Raw genomic sequence first — 5,833 nt, forward strand, 5'->3', positions numbered from 1 at the left:
CATTGGCGCTTCCTTTCGGAAGCTGTGAATCACGACATCGCGCCCAAGCCAACAACTTTATGGGTCCGAGCCCTAAGGATGTCGGCCTGACTTCCGGTCAGGTCCAGAACTTTATTGACGATGGTTTCGTCAAAATCGAAAATGCCTTCAGCACCAACCTTGCAAGGCAAGCTAGGGACGAGTTGTGGGCCGGTATAGGTCTGTCGCCAGACGAACCCGAAAACTGGATTCAACCCGTTATTCGAGTGGGGTTCAAGTCTTCGCCCCCCTTCATCGAAGCAGCTAACACACCGCAACTACGCAAAGCCTACGATCAACTCGTTGGGGAAGGCCGCTGGCTTAACCCCAAGGGCGTCGGAACCTTTCCTATCCGATTTCCCTCACTGGAATTTCCCGGTGACGATGGCTGGCATGTGGACGTGAGCTTTGGCATCGACAATCCGGATTTCATGGAGTGGCGAGCCAACGTGAAGAGTAGCGGACGCGCTTTGTTGATGCTGTTTCTGTTTTCGGATGTTGGTCCTAATGATGCGCCAACAAAAATACGGAAAGGGTCGCACTCGACCATCGCGCGCGAGTTGCTACCCTACGGCGACGTGGGCGCGACGCTCAGGCAGCTTTCCGCGAACGGCTACGCCTCTACGGAAGGTTGCAATGTTGATTTGGCAACAGGTGCGGCGGGCACCGTCTACCTGTGCCATCCATTCATCGTCCATGCGGCGCAATCTCACCGAGGACAACAACCGCGCTTCATGGCACAGCCGCCGCTGCTGCCGATGGGTGAGTTTGACCCGGCGTTGTCTCCATCGCCGGTTCAGATCGCTATCCGTCAGGCATGTGGGCTGACGTTTTAAGCTAGACAGCATCCGGGGTCGATGTGCGCCGCCGAATGTTGCCGGATTATTACCATCCGTAGCCGTCGGGATACCCGTAAGCTGGGTATCCATAGGCTGGATAACCATAATAATACGGTTGTTGTGCGTAAGCGCCTGCCGCTGCGGCGGCCCCGAGGACGCCCACGGCGGCGGCTGCAGCCGCTGCTGCGCCCGGATTATATCCACGCCGATAATAGCCGCCCCGATAGCGCCGATAGTAGATTTGATCAGTTAAAGATGGCGCTTCAATGCCCTCGGAGCGCGCTACGTTGGTTGGGCCTGCCCAAGCGTTGGCTGACAAGGTCGTCGCGACCAAGCCGCTGCACAGGGCGCCCGTGACGATCGACTTCAATGTTATTCGCATGTCTGCCTCCGCTCGCCTTTAAACAATCGCGACGCTCCTCGCGAGAAGCTGGATCGTCGCCTTATATTTGGCGCTCAAAACGTCTTTGTCGAGGCCAAGGTGTCGGCTCATTCGAGCGACGAAGGCTCCTGTAAAGCGCTGCAAATAAAGCGCTGCAAAAAAGAAGGGCGAGACGGCCAGCGTCTCGCCCTAGACATACGCCGCGAAATTCGGTCCGATCAATGAGACCAAGCCGCAGCCCACTGCAACTGTTGTGATTGCCGCAATGTTCAGATCAACGGTTCTTCCTAGCCTCCGGCGCGGCAGTGCTCCACCTGTGGAAAATACCTAGTTGATAAGGGGTTAGACGACACGGAAGACGCGCTCCGGACTCCAAGTCCTGAAACCACCAGGGGCTGCCCTCGCCGGATCTGCACGCCGACGTGATTTCGACGAAGGTGTCGGCTAGGAGGCTATCGGCTATAAGGCTGGATCGAACGGCAACGCCGCACTGACCGACACGGCATTTCGAGAGGAACATCGTGAGGATCTCGTTGAAAAGCACTCGTCTCGCGGGCTCAGCGATACGCCGCCGCCGAAATCAGCGTCGAAGCGTGTGCGCTGTGTTCGACAGAGGCGCCCTTGCCATTGCGATTTTAGCCGTTGCGCTCTCCAGCGCAGTCGAGGCAAAGCAAAAGCATGCGGTTCCTCCGCCAATCCCGGCGGGCACAGAGACGGCGCCCCCTTTGGATCAATGCGGCCATCCGATCGTCACGGACAGCGTCGGAAAACCGTACATAGACCCTGTCTGCATCGCCCTCTCCGATCACCTGCAACCTCCGCTCTATATTCCCCGGCCTGAATGCAACAGGGGCGTGGCGCCCTATGATTCGAGTTGCTTCTTTGAGCGGCTCTATACGGTGATGACGGCCTCGCCGGGTCCCCGGCCACTCGATAGGCCTCCTGCTCCATATCCCTCTAAATAATCCTTGAGCGATTCACGCTGGGCGGCGCTCTTATCTCCTGCCCGCTCTGCCTCTGTGTAAGGCGCAGCGAGGCGCGAGAATCGACGCCATTTCGCCGCGATTCAGGCGCATGTACAAAATCTCCTCCCTATACCGAAGGTGGGATTATACGCATGCACGACCTCATCATTCCGCCGGAGTCGCCACAGCCGAAAAGACACGGTCCGCCAGCAAGACTGCCGGTGGAGATCGTCATCGACCGCCGCGGCAATCGGCCGGTCCGCTATGGTCTGATCGCCGCGTTGATCGGTCTTGCTGGACTTGCGGCCACGCATTTTTATGCGTCCGACCGTTCCAAGGACGCGGCAGTGCAAAAGGCTGAGGCGCAGGCGCCCCAGCAGGTCACGATCCCGGTGTTGGACGAAGCGTCGAAGCGTCGGATCGCCGCCCTTCAAGATGAAGTGCAGGAACTGCGCACGAAATTGGACGCCGTGGAGAAACGACAAGAGGCCGACAGTGTTCGCGCGCAGCCCGCCAGCCCCCCTCCTCCCGCTGTCGAAAGCCAAGCCGCTGCTGGCGCCACGAAAGCTGCGCCCGTGACGCGTTTGCCCGAAAAGGGGCAGGCCAAAGTCGCGCGCGCCGCCGGGAAGGAAAACGCCAAAGTCGACATGACGCCCGTCCAGACGATAGCGCCGGCTCCGAAAGTCGTTAGCGGCTACAGGGTGCGCGACGTTTATCACGGCGCCGCTCTTATTGAATCTGACAGGGGCATGATCGGCGTCGAGCCCGGCGAAGTGGTGCCGGGCGTTGGTCGAGTGATGGCCATTCAGGAACGCGCCGGTCGTTGGGTGGTCGTCACGGAGAGCGGAGAAATTCTGGGGAACGCGCATGGACAGTCGCGCGCTCCGGCTCCGCGTCAGCGCCAATTCGCGCGAGAACTCTACGGCTTTGAGCCCGGCCCCTTCGAACCGCCGATGTTTCCTCGCTACTGATCATCGACGCTCGTAGCTCCGAGAAGCGCGGGCGGGGAGAGTGAACGCACCCGCGCCAAGATACGTGCGACGTGAACCCACGCGCAACAGAATGCGTGTGAGCCTTCGATGCGCTCACAATCAGTTGCGACGCGCCGGCAAGAGGCGAAGCGTTTCGAACGGTCCCCAGGCGAATTTGCCATTGTCGACGGCGAAATCGCCGTCAGCGACATATTCCACGACGAGCTCGGAAATCTTCCGCCACTCTTCTGGCGTTGGCGCTTCCCAAATCGCTTCCGGCGTTCGCTCGTCATTGCACAGAGCAAAGATCGCCTGGGCGATTGCGGGATGGGTTTGCCGGTTGACGCTCCATCCGACCGGCGGCGGGACGCAAGAGCATATTCGATTGTTCATCGTCGCCTCCTCGGGCTCGTTTCGCCCGGCGCGAGGCGCGCCGTGTTGAATGTTAGCATAGAAGGCGGCAGGCTGGAGAGATCTTCGCCAATAATTTCGCTGGATCGAGCACAGCGGCGCCTTGTCTGAATATCAGCCGGGAGCAGGATCCAATTCTGGAGCGCGCGCGGCGATTCAGATGACGTGAAGGAAGACCGTGAACGCTGCCCTATATGCGGTCTTAGCCGCATCTGCTGCGAGGCTTCACATGCAAAAACGATCCGTGTTGGCGGCGACGTGCGCAGCCTTGAGTTTGACCTGGGAGACCGCCCTCGCAGGGGCAATGAGCGCCAATAATTTCATGCTGCCCACGAAAGACGTAGCGCTCAAATGCGCGCCCCTGAACTACTCCATACATTGCTCGATATCTTTGAGAGCTAATCCACAATACAGTTCTTATTGCTTCTATGTCGCGGCGGGTCAGTCATATCCCATGAAGACTGACTACCGCTTTGGGTTCTACAACGGCATCATTAGCCTTCGTCTCAATAACGGCTCCCCCGTGACCGCTCAGCTAAAGGATCTCAGAACGGGCGCCCATGCGCGATGTTTTGAAGCCGGATAATCGGGCGCCGTTCCTTCACGCCCGCGCTGCTTTCCGTTGCAATGGGGCTCTCGACGCGCCCAGCGCATGGAAGCGGGAAAAAGAAGGCCGCGGCGCGGCTACTCAACTCGTATTGCCGAGTTGTCTTAACCTGATGCTTTCCTTCGGGCGCTAAACTGGCTCAGGCGTCACGTCGCCCTAGCTGATAATAGGCGGCACGTTTGGGGTTGAGGCATGTCAAAAACTCTGTTCACTTCGCTGGCGAAAGTCGCCTCACTCGCGCTCCTTCTCGCCTCTCTCGCTGCGCCAGCCTTGGCGCAGCGATCAATGTGCTGATTTTCGGCGATAGCCTCACATCTGGCTTCGACCTTCCGGAGGCGCAGGGATTTCCGGCTCAACTCAAACACCGGCTGCTCGCTGACGGCTATGACGTTGTCGTGTGGAACGGCTCCAATGCCGGCGACACCAGCGCCGACGGCTACGCGCGCATTAACCAGGCGCTGCAATACAATCCAGATCTCGTCCTCGTCGAGTTCGGCGCCAACGACATGCTGGATCATACCGATCCGCGCGTCACCTACCGCTATCTCGACGCGATCATCCGCATCTGCAAGGCGCGCGGCGCGCGCGTGATCCTTGCTGGCATGCTCTCGCTGCCGAAGAACGGACCAAACTATATCGTCGGGTTCAACAACATCTATCCGACTCTCGCGCACAGCAATCGCGTGCCGCTCTATACTTTCATGCTGGCCGGAGTCTACGGCCACCCGGCGCTCATGCAGAGCGACAACGAGCACCCGAATGCGCTTGGCACCGCAGTAATGGTGGCCGGCATCGCGCCGCTGATCGAGGCGAATCTGCGCAGTATCCGCGTCGCCTCGCCGGCGCCCTCTCGTCGCGGCGCTCGGCTATTATCACGGCGATAACCCCGAGCGCGCCAGCGATGCGCCCGGACGATGGAGGCGACGATGCGGATATTTCGGCTGGCGGTTCTTCTGCCCTTTACGCCGGTGTTTGTTTCCCCGGCGTCGGCGCAGGCCACGGCCGCGGACATTGTCGCGGCGCATATTCGAAGCCAGGGATACCCCTGCGACGCGCCGCAAGCCGCCAAGCGCGACCCTCGTGCTTCCAAACCGGACGAGCCGGTCTGGCTGCTAACCTGCGCGAACGCCCGCTATCGCGTGCGTTTGGTCCCCGACATGGCCGCGGCTGTCAAGCAAATTCATTGAGGTGACGCGGATTGCCCGTCGACGCCGGCCGCGCTTTGGCGAAGACCCCGCGCTCGGGCTTGTGATTGCCGGGCGCCTCGCGCGTGATTTTCGCCTCAGGGCTCGGGCGCGGCGCCGCTAAAGGCGTTCTCTTGCCATCGCGCCGGGCCTTTGGCATATGTCTTTCGCGCACCGCCTTATTATGCGGACGCATGGAGACGTGGCCGAGAGGCTGAAGGCGACGGTTTGCTAAATCGTTATAGGGGAAACCCTATCGTGGGTTCGAATCCCACCGTCTCCGCCACATCAGTCCCTGAGTGGGCACTGAGTTTACGCCCGGTTTTCCCAGCAAAGTCTGAAGCAACCGGGTCTTCGATCCGATAATCCGCACTTCGCCTGTGTTTAGGCGTGCAATTTTGACCCCCTAAGCCGAGGGATCGGCGTCCAAAATTGACCCCCTTGAGAAGTGTTTGC

6 protein-coding genes and 1 tRNA gene are annotated in these 5,833 nt (G+C 59.9%); 5 read left to right on the top strand and 2 right to left on the bottom strand.

Features of this window, described 5'->3' with window-relative positions; all coding sequences use genetic code 11:
- Nucleotides 1-59: 59 nt before the first annotated feature.
- Complete coding sequence (locus tag HUN39_RS18680) at nucleotides 60-854, top strand: phytanoyl-CoA dioxygenase family protein (RefSeq protein ID WP_175095940.1); 795 nt, start codon at nucleotides 60-62, stop codon at nucleotides 852-854.
- Nucleotides 855-903: 49 nt separating this feature from the next.
- Here the strand turns inward: HUN39_RS18680 and HUN39_RS18685 are convergent, their stop codons facing one another.
- Entirely contained in the window at nucleotides 904-1,239 is a 336-nt protein-coding gene (locus HUN39_RS18685; RefSeq protein WP_175095936.1) for a hypothetical protein, read from the bottom strand.
- 1,117 nt (nucleotides 1,240-2,356) lie between these two features.
- Between HUN39_RS18685 and HUN39_RS18690 the strand changes: the two genes are divergently transcribed.
- On the top strand, nucleotides 2,357-3,175 hold the full coding sequence (locus HUN39_RS18690; RefSeq protein ID WP_175095937.1) for a hypothetical protein: 819 nt from the start codon (nucleotides 2,357-2,359) through the stop codon (nucleotides 3,173-3,175).
- A gap of 120 nt (nucleotides 3,176-3,295) precedes the next feature.
- Here HUN39_RS18690 and HUN39_RS18695 read toward each other — a convergent pair whose 3' ends face one another.
- Nucleotides 3,296-3,568: a YccJ family protein gene (locus tag HUN39_RS18695; RefSeq protein WP_175095938.1), complete on the bottom strand. Its 273-nt coding sequence runs from the start codon at nucleotides 3,566-3,568 to the stop codon at nucleotides 3,296-3,298.
- Nucleotides 3,569-4,480: 912 nt separating this feature from the next.
- On the opposite strand from HUN39_RS18695, the gene HUN39_RS18700 reads away from it, so the two are divergent.
- The 3 genes from HUN39_RS18700 (at nucleotide 4,481) to HUN39_RS18710 (ending at nucleotide 5,663) form a co-directional block, all read left to right on the top strand.
- On the top strand, nucleotides 4,481-5,077 hold the full coding sequence (locus HUN39_RS18700; protein WP_175095939.1) for an arylesterase: 597 nt from the start codon (nucleotides 4,481-4,483) through the stop codon (nucleotides 5,075-5,077).
- A 30-nt stretch (nucleotides 5,078-5,107) separates the two neighbouring features.
- The gene (locus HUN39_RS18705) at nucleotides 5,108-5,380 is read left to right on the top strand and encodes a hypothetical protein (RefSeq protein WP_232366221.1); all 273 of its coding nucleotides are present in this window, start codon (nucleotides 5,108-5,110) and stop codon (nucleotides 5,378-5,380) included.
- A 193-nt stretch (nucleotides 5,381-5,573) separates the two neighbouring features.
- A tRNA-Ser gene (locus HUN39_RS18710) sits at nucleotides 5,574-5,663 on the top strand.
- Nucleotides 5,664-5,833: the final 170 nt, after the last annotated feature.

This window comes from Methylocystis silviterrae (assembly GCF_013350005.1).
Classification (GTDB): domain Bacteria; phylum Pseudomonadota; class Alphaproteobacteria; order Rhizobiales; family Beijerinckiaceae; genus Methylocystis; species Methylocystis silviterrae.

Excerpts from the sequence above, each read along its gene's own strand:
- HUN39_RS18680 (WP_175095940.1), top strand. The coding sequence starts at position 60 with ATGGGTCCGAGCCCTAAGGATGTCGGCCTGACTTCCGGTCAGGTCCAG.
- HUN39_RS18685 (WP_175095936.1), bottom strand. The coding sequence starts at position 1,239 with ATGCGAATAACATTGAAGTCGATCGTCACGGGCGCCCTGTGCAGCGGC.
- HUN39_RS18690 (WP_175095937.1), top strand. The coding sequence starts at position 2,357 with ATGCACGACCTCATCATTCCGCCGGAGTCGCCACAGCCGAAAAGACAC.
- HUN39_RS18695 (WP_175095938.1), bottom strand. The coding sequence starts at position 3,568 with ATGAACAATCGAATATGCTCTTGCGTCCCGCCGCCGGTCGGATGGAGC.
- HUN39_RS18705 (WP_232366221.1), top strand. The coding sequence starts at position 5,108 with ATGGAGGCGACGATGCGGATATTTCGGCTGGCGGTTCTTCTGCCCTTT.